At 66.6% G+C, this 16,942-nt stretch carries 11 protein-coding genes and 1 pseudogene; 8 read left to right on the top strand and 4 right to left on the bottom strand.

All coding sequences use genetic code 11. The features are described 5' to 3' along the window. The first annotated feature begins 27 nt into the window (after window positions 1-27). The 5 genes from Phou_RS30365 (at window position 28) to Phou_RS53220 (ending at window position 5,691) form a co-directional block, all read left to right on the top strand. A complete protein-coding gene (locus Phou_RS30365) occupies window positions 28-1,068 on the top strand; it encodes an ArdC family protein (RefSeq protein WP_173062182.1) in 1,041 nt (346 codons plus the stop codon). Between the two features lie 103 nt (window positions 1,069-1,171). Continuing rightward, a complete protein-coding gene (locus tag Phou_RS30360; RefSeq protein ID WP_173062179.1) occupies window positions 1,172-2,197 on the top strand; it encodes a C40 family peptidase in 1,026 nt (341 codons plus the stop codon). Window positions 2,198-2,717: 520 nt separating this feature from the next. Next, window positions 2,718-3,818, top strand: coding sequence for a hypothetical protein (locus Phou_RS30355; protein WP_218579270.1), 1,101 nt, complete (start codon window positions 2,718-2,720; stop codon window positions 3,816-3,818). Window positions 3,819-4,116: 298 nt separating this feature from the next. Then, complete coding sequence (locus tag Phou_RS30350; protein WP_173062177.1) at window positions 4,117-4,638, top strand: hypothetical protein; 522 nt, start codon at window positions 4,117-4,119, stop codon at window positions 4,636-4,638. A gap of 399 nt (window positions 4,639-5,037) precedes the next feature. Continuing rightward, on the top strand, window positions 5,038-5,691 hold the full coding sequence (locus tag Phou_RS53220; protein ID WP_246273966.1) for a hypothetical protein: 654 nt from the start codon (window positions 5,038-5,040) through the stop codon (window positions 5,689-5,691). A 626-nt stretch (window positions 5,692-6,317) separates the two neighbouring features. Here the strand turns inward: Phou_RS53220 and Phou_RS30340 are convergent. Next, entirely contained in the window at window positions 6,318-6,956 is a 639-nt protein-coding gene (locus tag Phou_RS30340; protein ID WP_173062174.1) for a cytochrome P450 family protein, read from the bottom strand. A 32-nt stretch (window positions 6,957-6,988) separates the two neighbouring features. After that, the gene (locus Phou_RS30335; RefSeq protein WP_173062171.1) at window positions 6,989-7,657 is read right to left on the bottom strand and encodes a TIGR04222 domain-containing membrane protein; all 669 of its coding nucleotides are present in this window, start codon (window positions 7,655-7,657) and stop codon (window positions 6,989-6,991) included. 66 nt (window positions 7,658-7,723) lie between these two features. On the opposite strand from Phou_RS30335, the gene Phou_RS30330 reads away from it, so the two are divergent. After that, on the top strand, window positions 7,724-8,365 hold the full coding sequence (locus Phou_RS30330) for a hypothetical protein (RefSeq protein ID WP_173062168.1): 642 nt from the start codon (window positions 7,724-7,726) through the stop codon (window positions 8,363-8,365). Between the two features lie 478 nt (window positions 8,366-8,843). Here Phou_RS30330 and Phou_RS30325 read toward each other — a convergent pair whose 3' ends face one another. Next, window positions 8,844-10,583: a hypothetical protein gene (locus Phou_RS30325; RefSeq protein ID WP_173062165.1), complete on the bottom strand. Its 1,740-nt coding sequence runs from the start codon at window positions 10,581-10,583 to the stop codon at window positions 8,844-8,846. 1,170 nt (window positions 10,584-11,753) lie between these two features. Between Phou_RS30325 and Phou_RS30320 the strand changes: the two genes are divergently transcribed. Beyond that, the gene (locus Phou_RS30320; RefSeq protein ID WP_173062162.1) at window positions 11,754-13,043 is read left to right on the top strand and encodes an acetamidase/formamidase family protein; all 1,290 of its coding nucleotides are present in this window, start codon (window positions 11,754-11,756) and stop codon (window positions 13,041-13,043) included. On the opposite strand, the pseudogene Phou_RS30315 reads toward Phou_RS30320, so the two are convergent. Next, window positions 13,032-13,382 (bottom strand): annotated as a pseudogene (locus tag Phou_RS30315) (tRNA dihydrouridine synthase DusB); the annotation flags it as partial. The gene Phou_RS30320 and the pseudogene Phou_RS30315 overlap by 12 nt on opposite strands. 805 nt (window positions 13,383-14,187) lie before the next feature. Between Phou_RS30315 and Phou_RS30310 the strand changes: the two are divergent. Beyond that, window positions 14,188-16,923, top strand: coding sequence for a VWA domain-containing protein (locus Phou_RS30310; protein WP_173062156.1), 2,736 nt, complete (start codon window positions 14,188-14,190; stop codon window positions 16,921-16,923). The last annotated feature ends 19 nt before the right edge of the window (window positions 16,924-16,942 follow it).

The raw sequence follows: 16,942 nt of genomic DNA, 5'->3' as shown, positions 1-16,942 counted from the left end.
CCAGGCGCAGAACAGCAGGAGACCTAGATGGCGAAACTGTCCACGCAGGACCGGCAAGCACTGCTGGCCAAAATCCAGGCAGACTTCGACGCCCGGCTCGCCGCACTGGCCGCCGATCCGCTCCAGTGGATCGAGTTCATCGAACAGGTGGCGATCTTCGGCGCGCATTACAGCGTCAACAACCAGATCCTGCTCATGCTCCAAGCCGAGGAGCGCGGCATCACGCCACGCTACTTCCTGCCCTACGGCCGCAAGGACCGCACCACGGGCTGGCTCAGCCACGGCCGGCAGGTCCGCCCCGGCGAGCGGGCGTTTCGCATCTGGGCGCCGATCACCCGCCGCCCAAGCGAACAGGACGCCCAGCAGTGGGAAGCCGAGGGCCGCACCGTGCGGCGCGAGCAGGACGGCCGCCCGGCCGTCCAGGTCGTCGGGTTCAGCCTCGCCGCCACCTTCGACATCAGCCAGACCGACGGTGCAGCCTTCACCCCACCGACCGTGCAATACAAGCGGCGGATCCAGGCAGCCGGCGGTCGTGCTCCCGAACTGCTGACCGGTGACGACCCGACCGGCGCCTACGACGACCTCGTCGGGCTGATCACCGCCGCCGGCTACACGTTCGAACTCGCCGCACCCGGCAGCCCGTATCTCGGCGCCAAGAACGGGGTCACCGTCACCGGCCCCGGTGTGCACGTGGTGAAGGTCCGCGACGACATCAGCACCGCCCAGCGCACCAAAACCACCGTGCATGAGCTGGCACACATCCGCTGCGGGCACACCGCCGGCGCCCAAGCCGGCGGCGACCTGCATCGCGGCCGGCAAGAGACCGAGGCCGAAAGCGTGGCCCACATCGTGTGCACGGCGCTCGGTCTGGATTCGCGCGCATACTCCGACGCCTACGTGCTCGGCTGGGCCGACGGCGACCTCGACCTGGTCAAGTCGTGCGCCACCACCGTTCTGCGGGTGGCCCGGCAGATCCTGCACGACCTGACCCCGTCACCGGCTCCCCTCGAACCCCACCCGGCCGCGGATGACGCATCCCCGGCCGGGGATTCGTCGACGGCCCGGTAGCCGCCGTGGCGCGAGCAGAGCGAAGTCAGCAGCGCGCGCCAAGAACCCGCAACCCGCATCCACGAAGGACTGTGATGACCATCCACCTGTTGTGCGGCCTGCCATGACCGGCCGCCCGATCCTGCTGTGTGGCGCCGTCGCTATCGGCGCCATGGTTCTGTGCGCCGCCGGCGTCATCGGGATCTTCGGCGGCACACTGGCCTGCAGCCGGCAGCCGGCTACCCCGTCCCCGGGCCCGGTTCCGGACGCCACCAGGGTGGAACGTTACGACCGTGAGCAGTTGAGCAACGCCACCACCATCGTCGTGGTCGGCGCCGGCCGAGGCGTGCCCACCTATGGACAGATCATCGCTGTTGCCACCGCTATCGAACAGTCGTCGCTGCGCAACATCGGCCGGCCGGAGCACGATGGCCCGCTTGGGTTGTTCCAGCAGCGGTCCAACAACCAATGGGGTACCCCGCAGCAGCTGCTCGACCCCGCGCACGCGGCAAACACGTTCTACGACAAGCTGCTGGGCGTCCCGAACTGGGCGCAGCGGCCCCTGGCCGACGTCGCGCACGCGGTACAGCACAGCCGCCACCGCGACGCCTACGCTCGCTGGGAGGCTGACGCCGCCGCCATCGTCGCCGTCACCACCGGCGCATACGGCCGCTGCCATGCCGGCGATGGGATGGCAGCAGTGGCACAGGCACTGCCGGCAAACTTCTCCTTGCCCGACGACACGCCGCCGGCTGCGGCCATCGCGATCGGTTGGGCGTTAGGGCAACTGGGCACGCCCTACTCGTTCGGCGGCGACTGCACCGACGCACGCTCCGGGGACCCGGCCAAACAATGCGACTGTTCGAGCCTGATCCAGCAGGCCTACCGCGCCAGCGGCCTCACCCTACCGCGGGTCACCGACGATCAGCAGCACATTGGGATGCCCGTCGCCTCCCTGTCCAATGCGCGAGCCGGCGATCTGGTCTTCATTCCAGGCGCCACCGGCACCCGCACCGACCCCGGCCACGTCGGCCTCTACATCGGACACCACCTCATCGTCCATGCCCCGCACACCGGCGACGTCGTGAAGCTCACCAACGCGGACGGTTGGGCGCCGCGGATCGCGAAGATCCGTCGCCCGTTCGGATAGCCGTCCGCCGATCCAATCCCGACCCGAGCGGGTGTGCTCACGCCACCGCCCGTTTCACACCCCGGTCGTGTCCATCAACCGGCCGGGCTGCCGTCGCTCGCCCCTGTGGTGACGCCCCGGCTCCGCAGCCGGCGGGTCGGCGACGGCTTCCCCGTACGGCTTCGTGCCGGCGGCGACGCGCACGCAGGCCTGCCGCGCCGCTGACAGCCGTGCGGCCGGCCGGTACGCCCGGATGTGGCTGGTCGCCGGCTGCCGCCCGTGCCGTCGCCGAATCTGCCAGCGCCGACAACCAGATCGTCGCCGGTGAGGTGTGTCTGCCCGGCCGGCTCCGGCAGCGGCGTCGGGGTGCCGCCCGGCAGCTGAGCCTCACCGGGCAGTGACAGCCCCACTGCCCGCCCCTTGACAACGCCAGACCCGACCCGGGTCCGGCCCTTCCGATCCCGACCGCCTTTCGGCAACGCGAGGTGCGCGGGGCCGGAAAGGCCCGCGCACCTCCCCGACTCCTTGTGGAGGTGTGGCGATGCCACAAAACCGTTCCCTGACCACCGCTGCCGCCGGTGAGCACCCGCCCGGCAGCCAGCAATCCGCGTCGCGAGCCGAGCCCATCCCGGCCGTGCATCGCTGGCAGTGCAGCGGCTGCGACCGCTGGTACCCGCTCGGTACCCGCTGCCGCGCGTGTCTGGCGTGCGCGCGCTGCGAGACAGTTGTCCGACGCGACCGCACCGTACTGACCAGCGACCGCGCCGAGGTCTGCAGCAGCTGCCTGGACGCGTGCTACTGGCAGTGCCCGGAATGCGCGCGGTGGAGCCGCCGCGGTGAGGTCTGCGCCACCGGCTGCTGCGACCCGGTCGGCTGCGAATGCGAGGACTGCCGCGTCGACGCCGACGCCGACGTCGACGTGATCCGCGGCTACAGCTACCGGCCGCTGCCGGTCTTCCGCGGAACCGGGCCACTGTTTCTCGGTCCGGAGATCGAGGTCGAGACGCCGGACCTTCGGCTGTACGAATGCGCCCAGCTCGCCGACGCCCACCTTCGAGACCTGGGCTACCTGAAGGAGGACGGCTCGCTCAACGACGGGTTCGAGATCGTCACCCATCCCATGTCGTACGAGTGGGCGATCGCCAACTTTCCCTGGCAGATGCTCACCGAGCTCGCCGACGCGGGCTGCTACACCGGCGACAACACCGGCCTGCACGTGCACCTGTCCCGCGCCGGGTTCCGGTCGCCGTGCCACACCTACCGGTGGATGAAGTTCATCTACCGCAACCAGCAGCATGTCACCCGGCTGGCGCAGCGCACCTCCGGCCAGTGGGCGGCCTTCACCGACGACGACCGCCGTTCGGCCGTGTTCTACGCCAAAGGCGGCCGCAGCGACGAGCGGTACCGGGCTATCAACACCGGCAACGTCGACACCTTCGAGCTGCGGGTCTTCGCCAGCTCCCTGGACCCTTGCCACGTCCAGGCCGTGTTCGGGTTCGCGGCCGCCTCGGTCGAGTACACCCGGACGCTGACCGCCAAGGACATCGTCAGCCGCAGCGGGTGGGACTGGATCACCTTCGTGCAATGGCTGCGCCAGCAGCGGATCTACCAGCCGCTGCTGGACCGGCTGGAGGTGCTGTGATGTGTCTGCTGACCTTCCTACCGCCCGGCGTGCAACCACACCTGCCGTCGCTGACCAACGGCTCGCTGGTCAACGACGACGGGCACGGCTTCGCGATCGTCACCGGCGACGGTCTTCTGGTGCACCGTGGCATGGACGCCGTTGCGGTCATCGACGCCTTCGCTGAGGCCCGAAGCCGTTACCCGGCCGGGCCGGCGCTGTTCCACTCCCGCTTCGGCACCCACGGCCACGCCGTGCTGGCCAACTGCCACCCCTGCGGGTCGGCGGCGATGACCGGACCGTCATCGCCCACAACGGGGTGCTGCCGGCCATTGTCCAGCCCGCCAAGAAGGATCCTCGATCGGATACCCGGATCGCCGCCGAGGTGTTCCTGCCCGCCTTCGGGCCGCTGCACCGGCGCGGTGTCCGGCTACGGCTGCAGCGGTGGATGGGCAAGTACAACAAGATGGTGATCCTCACCGTCGACCGTCGGTTCCGCGAGCATGCCTACCTGCTCAACGAAGCCGCGGGAACGTGGGATGGCGGCATCTGGTACTCCAACGACGGGTACCTGCCGGCGCCCGGCTACCACTTCTACGACGACTGGTGGGCCGAGGAACTGGCGAGCCGGCACGGCATGGACCGCATGCCGGCGGTGGATACCTGTGCGAACTGCTGCGCGCTGACCAGCTTCGCGGACGGCTACTGCCACACCTGCGGCTGCTGCCTGGACTGCCGGCAACCCCGCGAGGAATGCCTGTGCTACACGCCGTCCGCGCCTAACCGCACGGCCTGGTTGACCGGCGGTGACCCGGACCGGCCGGCCTCAGCGCGATGGTGAGCCGGTAGCCACTGCCAGGTGGCGGCCGGGATCCCAGCGCCCGCACCCGTGAGGAACCCCGACCAGTCCCAGGGCTCTGGCGGCGTGCAGGCGCTGGGTTCCGGCTGCCCCCTCGACAACACCTGCGCGTCGATCCCGGCCGTAACCAGTTCCACGCCAGCACGCATCGGTGCCGGCTGATCGCGTCGTGCCGATGCCGCCGCGACGCGCCCGCGGTTGCTCACGCGAAATTTCCGCCCCGCCAAGCCTCAGCACCACCTTCCACACAGCACCGTCCACAAAGGAGGCCAAGATGCCGGTCGAGTCAGCCGACCCCGGCCCCACGGCTCGAACAACCACCCCTTCACGCCGCGCTCGCGCGGTCCAGTCCGACCACCAGTACAGCGACGGAGGCCGACCATGACCCGTCCACAGGGGCCCGACCACCCCGGATCCGCTCCGGCCGGCAGGCCGTCGCCGAAGATCGTGTTCTTCTGCCGCACCTGTCGACGCGCGTTGACGCCACACCTGCACAAGGGGCGGCTGGCCTACCGGCATGCGGTCGAACTGCGCGGCGGCACCGTCGACCACCGGGCTCTTCCGGTGCCGGTAGCCGAGATTGACGACCCGGTGTTCGAGTGCGACTTCTGCTCCGCCCCAGACACCCGATGGGTGTACCGGGCCGACGACCAGCTCACCCATCTGCGCCAGGTCACCACCCGTGTGCTCGACGCCGGCGACTACCGCGACCGGCACCACGCCGCCCGCGCCCGACGCACCGACACCGAACCCGCCCTCACCGCCGCGTGGGGCGAACGGTGGGCAGCCTGCGAGCCCTGCGCCGTCCTGATCGAAGACCGTGACCTGTACGGCCTGATCGGGCGAGTCGTGACCGGCCTGCCAACCCGGCACATCCGCGGCAGGCGGTTGGTTCGGGTCCGCGGCGAGCTACACGGCATCTACAGCCACCTGTTCGCCACCCTCACACCCGGCCGCGGCCGGATCACCGCCGAGCATCCGCTGGGCGTGTGGGACACCGATCCCGGACAGGCCCCGCCGACGCCACCCACGTAACCCCGACCCAGGTAACCGGTGCTGGCTTCGAAAGGTCGGCGGCATGATCGCCTCCCGGCTCGCCGAGGGTTCGCGCCGAGTGGACGTGAGATGGCCACGGCAGCCCTCAGCCAGTAGCTGGCTCGACCGGGGACAACTTGTTTCAGATGCCGTACACAGTGCCCAAGCCAGCTCCGGAACGCGTCGCGACCCTCTTGCCTACTCTGGATGGGCGTTGGGCAAGAGGGTCACGTCCACATCGGCCGAGAATCGGCGACCTTTTTGGGCTCCAGACCACTACTAACCGTTCCCGTGTCACCACCTTGAGTCAGCAACGTTTTGCTCATTCGCCGCTTTTCTTCCTTCCGCCCCAAAGACGGAGGGCAGCGCGGTAAGCGAGGTCGCCGGCCGCGCCGACAGCAAGGCCGATCCCGACAATTCCTCGAAAGATGGAGGACGGGTCAGCCAAATACAAAGCAAGCCCGCCGGCTATATAGCCGAGATTGATCCACCACGGGAGAAGATGCATACCACGCGCCGCCGTCCCTCTTCCGCCAAGTGAATGCACCCGACATCCTCCCAGAGGCGGGCCGCAGCCCTCCCCTTGAAAGCGCTCAAGACCTTGGTACGGAGCTCGCGGCGCTGCGTCAATCACGGGCCGGCACCAGCGCGCCGATGAGGTCGTCGGTCGGGCGCACGCGGCGCTCGGCGATCAGGCCGGCCATGTAGCCCCAGAGGCTCTCCAGGTACCGCTTGATCTCCTCCGGGGTGAGCGACGTGGTCGACACGATCGCCTCCGACCAGGCGTCGAAGTGCTCCTGGTCCTCGACCGGGACGCCGAGCAGCTCGCAGATCACTGTGATGGGCAGCGGCGTCGCGAACCGCTCGACCAGGTCGGCCGGCGGCCCGTCCTCGACCATGCGGTCGATCAGGCCGTCGGCGATCTGCCGGGTCCGCGGCCGCAGCAGCTCGACCCGCCGCGCGGTGAACGCCTTGGCGATGAGCCGGCGCAGGCGGCTGTGCTCCGGCGGGTCCATCGACAGCATGCCGCCCTCGATCGGCCGCGGCGTGATCCTTGGCTCGTCCCGCCCGACGCTGGCGGCGCGGCTGAAGCGGGGGTCGCCGAGCACGGTGCGCACGTCCGAGTGGCGGGTGGCGAGCCAGACCTCCTCGCCGAACGGCATCCGCACCCGCGTCAACGGCTCGGTGCGCCGCAGCTGCGCGTAGAAGGGGTCGAGGTGGAGGCGGTCCGGGGCGCTGAACGGGTAGTCGCGTACGGAACACATCGCACTGAAGGTATCGATTGTTTTGGGACGTCCTATGTCGCTGAGGAGGACCGTAGTGAACTGTCGCTGTGGATGACCGACCACCGGCCGCCGTCGAGCAGCCCGCTGTTGCGCGCGAACACGGGCATCGTGGCGAGCAGCGCCTGCGCACCGTAAAGGGCGACCGCGGTCCCTAACGTCGCGGGCGTGCCGCCAGGGCCGGCCGGCGCGGGGTGCAGAGAGCGCAGCTGGCGCAGAGCGCGGGCGCCGGCGACCGTACGCCGTGGCAGGAACCAGCACGCGGCGCCGACCAGCACCACCGACGCGGCGAGGCCGATCGACGCGCCGATCACGTCGATGAGCCGGGCCAGCATCAACCGCGGCACGACCGCCAAGGCCAGCGGCACCAGTACCCGCCGCCACCGCGGGCGGACCAGCCCTCGGCGGACCAGGTCGCGCCGCACGTCACCGATCGCCTCCCGCACGCGCGGCCGTTCGGCCAACTCGCGCAGCCCCATGTCGCCGTAGAGGGCGGCGAACAAGGCCCGTTCGAGCGGCTCGGCGTCAGGCGGCCGCGAGCCGGCACGCTCCACCATGCCTTCCCGGCCGGCGACCACCGCCTCACGCGAGTGGAGCATCGCCAGGCCGGTGCGGACCGCACCCCAACGACCACCGTGCAGGTGGCCGATCCCGGTGGCGGTGAGCCCCTCGATCTGACGCATGCCCGCAGTGTGCGGCACGCCCGCACGTGTCCCACCCGCGGCGGCCGCGGCGTGCATGATCTAGCTGTGCCGTTCACCGCCTCACGGGCTCTCGCGCGCCGGACCGAGCGCTGGTTCGTGCGGCGCGGCGTGCCCACCATGATCGAGGGGTACGGCTTCGCCACCCACGTGCTGCCCCGCATGCTGCCGTCGCTTGCGCTTGTCGCGGTGGCGAGCCTGGCGTGGCTGGTGCCGCTGCGCTCGGCGGGCTCCCGGCGCTGGGTGCTGCTCGGCGCCGTCGTGGTGGCGACCGTGGTCGTGCGGTGGGTGGTCGGCGCGTTCGCCCGCCGCGGGCTGCACCTGTCCCGCGGCGTCACCGTCGCGATCCTCGCCGGCTACGCGCTGATGCCCGTGGCCGTACCCCTTCTGCAGTCCTCTCGACCTCCGCGAGCCAGCCATGCTCATGTGGCTTGGCAGGGCGTTTGTAGGAGGCCGGCGACGATGCCTTCGAAGCGCTGTTGTTGGGCGAGTCGGGGGCCGCAGCATCGCGCGGAGGGCACCCGCCATATCGTGGCCGCGCCTTTCGGGCCGAGCATTACGCCGGCTGGCTTTGAGCCAGGTAGTTCGGCGAGGTGGGCCGGCACGGCGCCACCGCCCCGGCGGTGCTCGTCAACGGCTGACGTCCGGAAGCGCCAAGCAGCGACCTCGGTGCAGCCATCGAGGAGGTAACCGCAGCTCAGGAGCCGTGTTTGGCACGGATCCTGAGCATTATCCCGGCCCGCGGCAAGCGCAGGAGCTAAGAGCAAGGTTGCTGGTCACACTTAGTCGTTGGTGTGAGGGCCCATACCGAGAGATCAAGGTCTTGGTGCTTCAGACTGCCGAGACCGCAAGTGGTCGGCGGCGCTACGAGCGCCCTCCTCAAGTACTCTGTACAGCTCGGCTCGCTCCTCTGCGTCCATGAATGGACGCACGGACGCTGCATCTCGAGGGTCGGCCTCGATCCGGAAGGCGAACGCCGAACCGGGTTCCAGGCGCCCTGGGTCGTCAAATTCTGGTTGCACGCGAGCCTCCCGGGGGACACGCTCCGGCTGTCGCTGTGCGGGCAGCCTCACCATACGCCGTCCTGCGTGTCGGCGCAGCCGATCTAGCAGTGTTGTCACGAATGTCCTTCCTTAGAACGAGCGTCTTGTGGTCAGGTTCTGGGGCTTCACTCAAGCGAGTTCCAGCGCCGGACGGCATTGAGGTATGTTCGCGTACAACGTTCGCGTATGACATGAAGGTAGAGTGTGAAGGCAACGCCAACAAGACTCAAAGCTAACCAAGCGGCATCAAAGTCAGGGAGCGTCCAAAATCCGACAATCCCTTGATCGTGCACCGTTAGGTATCTCTGAGCCCAGTCAGGGACTCGGCGCTCCGCGAGGTACAACAGGGCACTAGACACGGAAAGGACCTGCGCCGTCAGCAGCCCGAAATAAGTCGATAGTGACGATTGTCGAACTCGTTCGATACTGTGCCCTACCCACGTCGCTATTGCAGCAGGAGCGGCAAGCAATAAAGCTGCGCCGTCAGACGGCAGGTCTTGTACTGCCGGTCGCAAGAAAGCGAAAAGAGTGACAAGGGCGGTGCTCACCATCAATACTCGCGCGGCGCCACCTAATGCACCTGGCGGTACCTCAGCGAACGTTACTAGGGATGCCATGGGAATTTGGCGTGAATCATCGACTCGCTGAAAGCCGCGTGCGTAAACGCGTGCATATGGAAGTCCAACCTTGTGTCGAAGTCGGAGATAGCACTCCGCGAAGCTAGCTTCTTTGAGGGAATCGCCAATTCGGGTGTTAGAGGTGCTGTCAACGATGCAGTGGTCTTGAACGTATTGACCAGGCGCGCCCCGCATGAAGAAATGGTATGACTCAGTTCTATAAAGCATCGGCATCGGTAGCTTGAACACGTACGGCCTAAGGCCAAGTCTGGCGCGGAGCGTACTGCGCCAGTCCTCCACTAGGCCATATATCGGCGCCAATTGACGGTACTTCAGGTGAAGCCTGGTCGATTGATGATCCAGATGGATGTCGACCCCTACGACGTAGTGCCGAGAGTAGAACATACAGAGGTACTTCAGCCTCTCTGCGAAGCGACGCTCAATACGACCCGTCCCGACAGTAAGACCCATTATGACCTGCTCATATTGTGCCTTAGCTTGACTTGAACTGAGCCTGCCACGGCGATAGATCGTCCGAAGTAAAGCCTTAAGTTGCGGGGGTCTAGATGCCGGATCGAAGAGATCTCCTGCGGCTTGCCCATATGCCACCTTGTAGTACGAGACAAGTGTCCAAGCCAGTAGGCCCCGCATCTCTCTCTGGGGCAGGGTGGACATAGTCCCCGTGTCGCCGAACACTTCAAAAGAGTCGAGCAGGCGCCCTTTCGGAGCTTCGATGACTGGCACAGGCACTGAAACTGTATCCGTGTCGTGCGCGAGGGGTCGATCTAGGCAGTAGTCGATTGAGGTGGTCACCATCAATGATTGATCCAAGATATCTGCATGCTCATAGGTCCGCACTAGGAGTCGAGAGTCGGTCAGCATTTTCCCGAAGAGATCAAGCGACCGAGGGTCACCATACTTTTGTAATACAGCCTGAATGCTCTCGTCAATCTCCTCGTCGAGGCCTTCGTCGGTATCAGGATTGTCGGGCACTGGCTTGCTCAAGTAGTTTTCGTCTTTTCGTCCGCGCTTGAGGTCGATCAGGAGCCAGACCAACATTGTTGCGGCGACACCGGCGGCGATCAAGCGAAAGATCATCTCGGCTGATCCAAGCAAGTCATCGACAGGACCGTCAACGATCGCGACCCATGCGCACCCACCGGCGAGTAGGCCGGTTAAAAGCCGGCCCGCGAAGCCGATGCTCCTGCCGAGATGCATCTCAACGCCTTTCTTGCGGAGCAGATTCATCCTAGGTACTACAAGGGTCCTGCCAGTTGCTGGCGGACCGGGTGTGCGTTCGGGCACGCTCTTGGATTGATTCAGCCAGTAGGGCTATACAAGCCGCTACTTCCGTAAGTGTGAGTTCGTGACCTTGGGTCGGTTTGGTCGATGGCTTCAGTTGGGATGGGAAGGTTGCACGCGCTCGAATCGCATGCGCCCAGACTTGACCCATCGTGCTAATCGGGCAGTCGGATCTCGGACGACGCTGCATTTGATCGACCGATGGATGACGACAATTGTCCGATCGGCCCGTCGCGCACCCCGGAACGTCCTCCGGATTCCGCGTGCTCCAGGAGAAGTCGTGCTCTCTCAAAACGAGCGACCGCATTTGGCGAGCGGCTCCCGATCCGCGTCGGCCACCGTCGTGGGCTCCCGTCGACGAAGCGCTGTTCCGGCCGCGCCCAGGCAAGGCAGTCATGAGGATCTCCACCGCCGTCCAGCGCGGCCAGCCCTGGGTGGCACGTACGATTGCCACGAGGATCGCCGCGACGGGCCCGGCCGTCGTAGAGCCGGCCCGTGTGGTTATGCCTATGGCGTCGAGGTCCGTGTCGTATGCGTCCTGGCCCTCCTACGCTTGTCCGCACCAGTCGCAGCTGCCTTATGGCGGAGCAGCCGGATGAGCGCCACGAGCGGTTTAGTCCAGGGTTCGTGTGCATGCTGGATCTCATCGCCGACGTCCTCGATCACCAGCTATGTATGCGAGCCTCGGCCATTGGCGGCGCATCCTCATTTGCCGCTGAGGGAGTGAGCGGCGCCTCTGCTGTGCGGGTGAAGGATGTCTGGCACGTAGCGAAGGCGCGGTTGCCGGTTGCGTCAGCTGCACGGAGCGGCGGCGAGGGTCGCGTAGTGATGGTGCACCGCCAGGTGCGCTCGCCGGTCGCGGTCCTGCCACGCTTCCAAGGCCCGACCCGGTGTGGTGGAAGACGCCCAACCATGGGGTGTGCCGTGCGATCTCTGCGGCACGGGCCCCACCGAGGGTACGGGTGGCGGAGCGGCGGGTGGCCAGGATTATCGTTACGCCGGCGACAGTCAGCGCTTGGGGAAGCGTCGCGGCGAGACCGTAGCGGAGTCGCGCAATATTTGATCATTTAACGTCGCATTGACGGGCCCGAAATCCCGGCGGTCCACGTTTCCCGCATGAACGGACGTCGACGGTTCCTGGGCGCCGCCCTCGCGTTGGGCGCCTCGTCTCCCTTGCTGGCTGGCCGGGCATCCGCCGCGGGCCGGGGCATCCTCCAGCCCGGCAAGGGCCCGATCCACGGCCGGCACTACCTGCCGTCGCTGCCCGATCAGGTCCGCTGGGGCTATCTCCCGTCGCTTCGCAGCGAGCCTGTGCTGCGCGTGCGGTCCGGCGAGACCGTCACCATCGACACGGTCTCGCACGAGGGCATCCTGGAGGACCAGGGCCGCGACCCGCTGGCGTACTTCGCGAAGCAGGGCGTACCGGCCAAGCAGGTGCTCAGTGACGCGATCGCGGTGGCCCGCGAGTACGACCGGACCACCCGGAACTTCGATGTGGACGGCCCGCACGTGGTCACCGGCCCGATCCACGTCGACAGCGCGGAGCCGGGCGACGTACTCAAGGTCGAGATGCTGTCGATGCTGCCCCGGGTGCCATACGGGGTGATCTCCAGCCGGCACGGCAAGGGCGCGCTGCCGCAACTGGCCGGTGGCGCCGCGCCCGCCGGCATCACGGTCGACGAGATCATGCCGCCGGTCGCCACCGACGGCAGGCCGACCGGCGACCCGACCCGGTACGGCAACATCTCGATCTTCACCCCGGTACGGCAGGGCCGGCGCGGGCTGACCGGCGTGCTTCCCCGCGGCCGGCGCGGCTCGGTGGCGTTTCCGCTGCGGCCGTTCATGGGGATCATGGGAGTTGCCTTCGCCGCCGGCGACGGCCTCACCGGCCCGGCGCTGAACTCGATTCCGCCCACGCTCGGCGGCGGCAACATCGACATCAACCTGCTCGGCGTGGGTGCCACCTTCTACCTGCCGGTCTTCGCCGAGGGCGCGCTGTTCCACGTCGGCGATCCGCACCTCGCGATGGGCGACGGTGAAGTCGCGCTCACCGCCTTGGAGGGCTCGCTACGGGGAACGTTCCGGCTCACCGTCTGCAAGGCCGGCTCCGACGGCGCACCCTCGGTAGCGTTCCGGTACCCGTTCGCCGAGACACCCGACGCGTGGGTGCCGATCGGCCTGTCCGACCCGGACGGTGCCCAGAACGGGCAGGTCAACGACCTCGACATCGCAATGCGGCGGGCGGTGGTCAACGCCCTCGACTTCCTACAGCACGACCTCGGCATGGACCGGGCGGTGGCGTACGCGTACCTGTCCGCGGCATCCGACTTCGAGGTCTCGCAAGTGGTCGACCGGACCGTCGGCGTACACGGCGTGATCCAGAAGCGGCACTTCCTACCCTCCTGAACCCGGTAGCTCCCCTCCCTCGGGCACGGCCTCGCCACCCCGGTCGGCCAGCCACCCATCCGGCAGGAACACCTTGCCGGGCAAGTCGGTGCGGCCCCGCGGCCGGCCGAGCGTGTCAACAGGAAAGGGCCCCTCTGGATCGAGCTGGCCCAGCAGGTCGGCCAGCTCGACCCGACTGCTGATCACGGCGAGCCCGCGGCGCAGGTCGGCCCCAACCGGAAAGCCCGCCAGGTACCACGCCACATGCTTGCGGAAGTCGGTGCAGGCGTCCCGCTCGCCGTCCATCGCCTCGGTCAGCAACTCGACGTGGCGGCACATGGTGCCGGCGATCTGGCCGACGGGACTGGCGCCCTGGTGCACTGGCGCGGTGGCGGCGCGATCCCGCGGAGGTGGCGACGGGTCATCCGGGCAGCGTGGACAGCGGTAGACCCTTGGTGGTACTCGGGTCGGCATGCACGCAGCTGGTGTCGACGACGGTAGGTTAATGGGTCAGCGACGTGGTCGTTCATCCGCAAACACGGCCACGTCGCCACACCAACGCACGGATTTGCCGAGAACAATGCATTCGATCACGCTAGCTAGTGGCTGTATCGGTCGGGACTGGCGCGAAGACAGAGAAAGAGATGAGATCAAGTCAACCGCAGGTCCTACGGTACGGAAGCCAGCGGCATACGAGTTGCATCGGCCTGTGTCAGCTCCTCGCCCAGCTGTGTTGCGGGTGCAATGCAAAGCTACTAGGCGTAGTCGAGGCCCCGACCAGGCGGAGCTGGACCGCACCACATGACAGCACTCGGTAGTCAACCGCTTGCCCGGAATGGCTCAGCCTACTCTGTCCGCGAATTGTGTGACTCGGTGCAGCCGCCCCATACGGAATCCGGACGGCGGTGGCCCGTCGGTGACCCGGGATGCCTGTTGAGTGATAGCGGCCTCGTCTTAACGGTCATATGCGGGATTCCGGCGTGAAAGATGGTCCTTCACTGGCTATTGTCAGCGCGTCCGAAGGTCGGAGTGCCCTCATTACCCCTGGGTGCCCAATTTATGACCGGCTCTTTCGGTGGAATGGTGGATCGGCCTCTTGCAGTCTTCGAGCGAACAACGTAGAAACCACAGTTGACCTGAGGTTCCGTCACAGTGGGGATTTTACGTGAGCGCGTTTACAGGCTTAGCGAACCAGGGCCTCTTGGCCCAGGCGGAGAGCGGCTGCCTCCCTCTGGGCCCGTCTATCAACACGGATGTCACGTCGTCGGGCAGTCCGGTGCACGGGGCGTTCGTGCTGGTGGCGATTGTTACGTTGGCGCTCGCCGTATTTCTGGGCCAGCGCCGGGGCGGCCGCCTGAAGGGCCTGGTCACCATTGTCGCGGTTGGTGCTCTGCTTCTTTCGCTCGGCGGCATTGCCTCTGCTGACGTCGTCGCGAAGCCGAAGGGATGCGTGCAGGCTGCCGGCATCCAGTCCGACCTCGATGGTGACGGCTTGCCGGACGAGAACGAAAAACGTTTCGGCTCCGATCCGCAAAAGGCAGACACCGACGGTGACGGCCTCAGCGACACCGAGGAGGTCCGCACTGTCACCCTGCCGACCAAGGCGGACAGCGACGGCGACGGGCTCGGTGATGCGCAGGACGACACCGATCAGGACTCACTGAGCAACCTTGCAGAGGTTCGTGGCGCCACCAACCCTTCAGACCGGGACACCGACGAAGACGGGCTCGAAGATGGCGCCGAGCCCGAGCACCACACCTCACCCATCAACCCGGACACGGACGGAGACGGCGTCAAAGACGGGGATGAAGTCAAGCTGGGCTCGGATCCTCTGAAAGCCGTCAAGAACGAGCAGCACACGGTAAAGATCGAGAACAAGCAGCTGGGCGCGAGTGCCTCCGTCACCGGTCCTGCGGGAGCTGTGCTGACCGCGCAGATCGTCTCCGCCGACACCGAGCTTAGGCAGGTCCCCGGCGCCGTTGGCGCACCGGTCGGAGTCGTGAGTTCGGGAACTCTGACCTCTGGAACCCTGACCTACAAGGTGGCCGCCGCATCGCTCCCGGCCGGCGACCTTGCGGTTCTGCACTACGACGAGAAGACCGGACAGCTCGATCGGCCGCTGTCTCAGTCGGTCGACCGCTCGACCGGAATCGTGTCGGTCACGACGAAATCGTTCTCACCCTTCGTTCTCGTCGACATCGATGAGTTCGAGGCGGTCTGGAAATCTGAGCTGGATCTTCCACGCGCGGGATCTAAGAAGAACATCGCGGCGATGTTGGCCCTCGACTCGTCCGGATCGATGCTGGACAACGACCCTCAGGATCTCCGGAAGAGTGCGGCCAAACAGTTCGTCGACGCCCTCGTTTCGGGTGACCTTGCGGGTGGTGTCGACTTCGACTCTCGAGTCGCCGGGTTCCAGCCATTGACCAGCGATTTCCAGGTGGTGAAGAGTTTCGTCGACTCCATCGACAGCAACGGCGGCACCGACATCGGGGTTGCCGTCGATGCGGCGCTGGATGAGATGGACAGGGGATCTGGCACCAACCGCGCCAGAATCATCGTTCTGCTGACGGACGGCGACGGCTCTTACACCGACTCGCTAACGACGCGTGCAGCGAACAGCAAGACCATCATCTACACCGTCGGGCTCGGTTCCGGAGTGAAGGACAGCCTCCTGCAGGATATCGCCGACAAAACCGGCGGCAAATACTTCAAAATCGACGACGCCGGCCAGCTCATCGACGCCTACGAGGACATCGCCGGCGACATCGGCTCTCCTGACTCTGACGGTGACGGTCTCTCCGACAAGGCTGAGCAGGATGGTTGGCGCACCCAACGAGGTGCGGTCTTTAAGACCGACGCGGCAAATGCAGACACGGACGGTGATGGCCTCAGCGACGGTGAAGAGGCCGGGGCTGTGGTCTCGAGCTCTTGGGGCAAGGGCTACGTTGCCATCTCCGACCCGACCCGGCAGGACACCGACGCGGACGGTATCGACGACCTCGCGGAGACTCCGCTGGGAACCTCGTTGTGGTCAGCGGACACCGATACCGACGGCCTGTCCGATAAGCAGGAATACGACTTCGATTCAGACCCTACCAATCGCAACATCGACGGCGACTCGTACGGCGACAGCGATGAGTACGGGAAGAAGCTCCATCCCATGGAGTACGACCTGACAGGTTCCGAAGCGACCGGTGCGGCCATTGCCGGATTCGTCTACGGCGATTGGGAGTGGGGCGCGCGCAACATCGGTCGCCTCAACGACGCACAGTTGCAGTCGTTTCAGTACCTCGCAGGACAGTTCGCCAGCGGCGTCGCGGTCATCGGCGACGTCCGGGACTTCCTGACGAACGCCGTGCAGGGCGACTTCGGAGGGGCGGCACTCAGCGCTGCCGGCCTCATCCCCGTTGTCGGCGACGGCGCTAAGGTCGGCAAGAGCGTGGCGAAGTTCGCGCGCCGTGGCGCACAGGCGGCGAAGGCCGCTTATCGCTACGTCTACGAGCTACCTGTCAGTCATTCGCTCAAGCGCAAGATCGCAGCCACAGCGGTGGGTGACGCGGCCAAAGTCCTTCCGAAAGCACTCGAGGGTGGACCGGCCCGGACTGTCGTCTATCGCGGTGAAAGGGGCGGCAAGAACGTGTATGTAGGGATCACGGTGGATCCGGCTCGCCGGCAAGCACAGCATGGTGGCAAGTTCGACCTCATCCCCATCAGCGGGGAGTTGACCCGAGGTGAGGCTCGCGCGATCGAGCAGTCGCTGATCGTGCGTGCCGGCGGCCCCGGGTCATCCGGATTCCTCAATAAGATCAACAGTATCTCACCCAAGCATTATTACTACGAAGACGCCGTGGAATGGGGAGAGGCGTGGTTGAAGGCGCATAACATTACCTATCCATGAGCCTCGGGTTCCGCCTGTT

The sequence above is a fragment of the Phytohabitans houttuyneae genome (assembly GCF_011764425.1).
In the GTDB taxonomy this organism is placed as follows: domain Bacteria; phylum Actinomycetota; class Actinomycetes; order Mycobacteriales; family Micromonosporaceae; genus Phytohabitans; species Phytohabitans houttuyneae.
Note: the sequence above shows the minus strand (reverse complement) of the source record. Positions and strands in the feature narration are given on the sequence as shown.

Bases quoted from the DNA above. Each gene is read 5' to 3' on its own strand.
- Phou_RS30365 (WP_173062182.1), top strand. From the start codon at position 28: ATGGCGAAACTGTCCACGCAGGACCGGCAAGCACTGCTGGCCAAAATC.
- Phou_RS30360 (WP_173062179.1), top strand. From the start codon at position 1,172: ATGACCGGCCGCCCGATCCTGCTGTGTGGCGCCGTCGCTATCGGCGCC.
- Phou_RS30355 (WP_218579270.1), top strand. From the start codon at position 2,718: ATGCCACAAAACCGTTCCCTGACCACCGCTGCCGCCGGTGAGCACCCG.
- Phou_RS53220 (WP_246273966.1), top strand. From the start codon at position 5,038: ATGACCCGTCCACAGGGGCCCGACCACCCCGGATCCGCTCCGGCCGGC.
- Phou_RS30340 (WP_173062174.1), bottom strand. From the start codon at position 6,956: ATGTGTTCCGTACGCGACTACCCGTTCAGCGCCCCGGACCGCCTCCAC.
- Phou_RS30335 (WP_173062171.1), bottom strand. From the start codon at position 7,657: ATGCGTCAGATCGAGGGGCTCACCGCCACCGGGATCGGCCACCTGCAC.
- Phou_RS30325 (WP_173062165.1), bottom strand. From the start codon at position 10,583: ATGAATCTGCTCCGCAAGAAAGGCGTTGAGATGCATCTCGGCAGGAGC.
- Phou_RS30320 (WP_173062162.1), top strand. From the start codon at position 11,754: ATGAACGGACGTCGACGGTTCCTGGGCGCCGCCCTCGCGTTGGGCGCC.